The organism is Xanthobacter sp. BG11Y11_SDJG (genome assembly GCF_057364445.1).
Genome location: NZ_JBNFNU010000891.1, coordinates 1 through 542 on the forward strand (window position 1 = coordinate 1; position 542 = coordinate 542).

The 542-nt window shown below is 74.7% G+C and carries 1 protein-coding gene; it reads right to left on the minus strand.

The window, feature by feature from the left end:
* Nucleotides 1-142: 142 nt before the first annotated feature.
* A partial coding sequence (locus AC2W7M_RS27145) for a hypothetical protein (protein WP_486136348.1) occupies nt 143-542 on the minus strand: 400 nt, incomplete at its 5' end.

Sequence of the window (542 nt, forward strand, 5' to 3'; positions counted from 1 at the left end):
CGCATGGCTCAGCGCATGGCGGAGAACGCCCCCCTGACGCTGCGCGCCGCCAAGCTCTCGATCCGCGCCCACCGAGGGCGCGCCGCACCAGGTGCTGGCGGAGGCGCGCCGCGCCGCCGCTTTTGGCGAATGCCAGTTCCGATTACCGGGAGGGCCGCCTCGCCTTCGCCGAGAAGCGCGCGCCCCGCTTCACCGGCGCCTGAGGCGTGTGGCGCGGCGCCGCATGGCGCCGCGTTGGTTTCGTCCCCCCGGGGATCTCAGCGGCTGGCGGCCGGCCTTCAGGCGCTTGTTGCAGGCGCGTCCAGTATTGCGGCCAGGTCTGGCCGTCCGGAATCCTGCCGGCCTCCTTCTGGCTGCGCCATTGGGCCCCGCATTCCTTCATGCGCTCGCGGGCGGCGAGCTGGCCCGGAGTCGGCTCGCGCACCCCCTCGCCCGTGTCCTCGTCGTCGTCCACCTTCGGCTTCGCACCGGAAGTGGCCGCGGCCGGAGCGGTTGCGGGCGCGGAGGCGGGCTTGGCGGCAGCCGGTGCGCCGGGCTTCGCT